The sequence below is a fragment of the Xanthomonas arboricola pv. guizotiae genome (assembly GCF_002940205.1).
In the GTDB taxonomy this organism is placed as follows: Bacteria; Pseudomonadota; Gammaproteobacteria; order Xanthomonadales; family Xanthomonadaceae; genus Xanthomonas; species Xanthomonas arboricola_C.
Genome location: NZ_MDSK01000082.1, coordinates 1 through 2,805, shown reverse-complemented (window position 1 = coordinate 2,805; position 2,805 = coordinate 1). Strand labels below are relative to the sequence as shown.

3 protein-coding genes and 2 pseudogenes are annotated in these 2,805 nt (G+C 57.3%); 3 read left to right on the top strand and 2 right to left on the bottom strand.

Annotated features, from left to right (window positions below; translation table 11 throughout):
* The 3 genes and pseudogenes from XarbCFBP7408_RS23015 to XarbCFBP7408_RS22600 all read left to right on the top strand — a co-directional run.
* Positions 1–224 (top strand): hypothetical protein (locus XarbCFBP7408_RS23015; RefSeq protein ID WP_219820292.1); only part of this gene is annotated, 224 nt, incomplete at its 5' end.
* 410 nt (positions 225–634) lie between these two features.
* Positions 635–1,850 (top strand): annotated as a pseudogene (locus tag XarbCFBP7408_RS21790) (IS4 family transposase).
* Between the two features lie 51 nt (positions 1,851–1,901).
* Positions 1,902–2,195 (top strand): hypothetical protein, encoded by a 294-nt coding sequence (locus XarbCFBP7408_RS22600; protein WP_146093827.1) that lies wholly within the window; start codon positions 1,902–1,904, stop codon positions 2,193–2,195.
* Between the two features lie 101 nt (positions 2,196–2,296).
* On the opposite strand, the gene XarbCFBP7408_RS23355 is transcribed toward XarbCFBP7408_RS22600, so the two are convergent.
* A complete protein-coding gene (locus XarbCFBP7408_RS23355) occupies positions 2,297–2,533 on the bottom strand; it encodes a transposase (RefSeq protein WP_258072299.1) in 237 nt (78 codons plus the stop codon).
* Between the two features lie 8 nt (positions 2,534–2,541).
* Positions 2,542–2,736: pseudogene (locus tag XarbCFBP7408_RS23350) on the bottom strand (DDE-type integrase/transposase/recombinase); the annotation flags it as partial.
* Positions 2,737–2,805 lie beyond the last annotated feature (69 nt).

Sequence of the window (2,805 nt, the reverse complement as noted above, 5' to 3'; positions counted from 1 at the left end):
TCTCCGTTGCTGAAAATCAATCACTTACGCGTGATGGCTCCAACCTCAGGCGTCGATCAGAAGTCTATCGAGGAGTTGTTCAGAGCTTCCCTAATGCATTAATGTATAAAGAAATACTTTCTATGGCACTAACGTCGCTGCAAAGTAAGAACACGGTAGAAATCTACGTTGACGGATGCAACGGGAATTCAATGCAAATCAAGGCCTTCACTGTGGCCGAATGATTGTGGAGCCTAGACAGGGCGACCGAACTCTTCTTTCTAAAATGGTTGGTCTCGCAAATGCATCGAAGGATAGATATCTCGAGTATAGTTAACTCCATCCTGTCGCGCAGACTCTGACCCGAGAGGGTGCAGAGCAGCTTTTGCAAGCCCATAATCTGGGAGTGGTGCGTTGCAGCGATAATCGGCACATAGGGGAGATTTGATCTCCCCAAATCGTATGTTGAAGAGTGGGGTCGGGTTTATCTAAGAAGTCAACCTGACCCTTAGGTATCGGGATATCTCAGAACCTGACCCTGAGGTATCCCCACATTTTTTCCCGCGAGATCAAGCACTTGGTGCGCCAGGATGTGGAAGAAGGTGCGCGCATGGGGCACGCTTCAAGGTGACTAAGCCAGAGAAGAGTGCTGACCATGCGCGCCAGCGAAGTATTGCAGAAGTGCCTGTCCAACTCACTCTCCGGGATGCATGCATTACGCCAGCGCACCTTGCTGCGCGCGGTTGAAGCGCTGGTGCACGGAGGCCGGCTGACGCTGATCGACATCGCACGCGCGTGGCCCGGCGCGACGCGGGTACGTGCCCCCCCTCAAGGCATGCGACCGCCTGCTGTGCAATCGCACCTTGTATGCCGAGCGATCCGTGATCGAGCGGGACATGGCGCACTGGCTGTTGCGCGGGGTGCAGCCGGTGATCGTGATCGATTGGAGCGATCTGAAGCCGGACAAATCGTGGTGCCTGCTGCGCGCCGCCGTGCCGGTCGGTGGGCGCACGCTCACCTTACTGGACATGGTGGTTCACGGGAGACAACAGGGCTCGCCCGGTGCAGAGAAGCGTTTTTTGCAGCAACTCCGGTCACTGATCCCAGACGATGTGCGTCCGATCCTGGTCACGGACGCCGGATTCCGCACCCCATGGTTTCGCGCGGTGTCGGCGATGGGCTGGGATTGGGTCGGGCGTCTGCGCGGACGCACGCAGGTCAAACCGCAAGGCGTGCCCGATGATGCAGCGCAATGGATCGATAGCCGACGCCTGCATGCATTGGCGTCCAACCGTGCACACGAATTGCCACCGATGCAGGCCAATCGCAGTGATCCACTCGATTGCCGTCTGGTGCTCTATGCCAAGACACGTCAGGGACGTCAGCAATGCAACCGGCGCTCACCCGCCAAGGTCTCACGTGCATCATCAAGTCTGAAAGCAGCAGCGCGTGAGCGCGAGCCATGGCTGATCGTTGCCTCCCCACAGCTGCAAGCGCCCAGCGCAAAGCAGTTGGTCAACTTGTACGCACGACGGATGCAGATCGAGCTGGCATTTCGGGATCTGAAGTCGCATCGCTACGGCCAGGCGATGGAAAACAGCCTGACCCGTCGCGGTGAGCGACTGCAGATTCTGTTGTTGCTCAATACGCTGGCCACCTTCGCCAGTTGGCTGGCGGGACTGGGATGCGAAGCCACCGGTATCGCCCGGTGGCTATCGCCACGCAACAGCACACGCAAGCTCTATTCGACACTGCGTGTCGGCCGCCAGGCGCTGGTCAGGCACTGGCCCTTGGAACCGGTCTCACGCTGGCTGGATCGCTTGCGCACACTGCCTGACGCAGTGCGCGAGCAGATGACCCTGGTGCTTTAAAAACGTGGGGATACCTAAGAACCTGACCCCGTTTTCTTGGCGCTAATTCTGGTGAGCGTCGACAGCTTCGCTGCTGCCTATACGATCGGTGGGAATACGATAAAGTCTCTTGCAACTGGCTGGGTCGGGGAAGGGTTTTTTGTCGATACAGAAGGTCCTCTGCCGAGTGGCGCCAACTGTGGAGCAGGAAATCGCTTCTTAATCCAGCCGACTACGCCGATGCAAAAAGAAATGGTATCCCTTTTACTGGTTGCATTGCAGAACAAGTCGCCGACACTTCTATATGTCGACGGCTGCGAAGGCGGAGTAATGAAGTTGAAATCCGTGACTATTTCCAGTCAGTGATAATCTAGTAACAGAGGCATGAGTCGATGGATATCGATCCGGCCTGTTGTTCTCAGCCAACCGGCAATTCAATGCCAACTGAAATTGGAGGTCAACGATTGCTATTGATCAAGGAACTCGGCGGGCGTTAGCCCGCCCAGGCTGTCGTGCGGGATCTGCTGGTTGTAGTCGGCCAGCCAGTGTTCGGTCTGTTCGCAAACCTCGCTCACAGCGTGCGGAAGAGATGCATGTCCAGCACGCCGCGCCGGTAGCTGCCGTTGAAGCGTTCGATAAAACCGTTTTGCATTGGACTCCCCGGCTCGATGAAGTCCAAGGCGATGCCTTTGCGCTCGGCCCACTCGGCCAAGGCCAGCGCGACAAATTCCGGTCCGTTGTCTAAACGAAGCTTGGCGGGGTAGCCGCGCCAGGCTGCGATGCGTTCCAATGTTCGGATGACGCGGGCAGCCGGTAGGTTGAGGTCGACTTCGATGGCCAAGGCTTCCCGACTGAAATCGTCGATGACATTGAACGTGCGGATGTAATGACCCAGTGGTTTCTGCACAGGTCATGCCGCTAAAGCATAAGCCTCGGCGGGTGTCTTCATTCCCAGCGCCTGGTGCGGGCGCCGGTG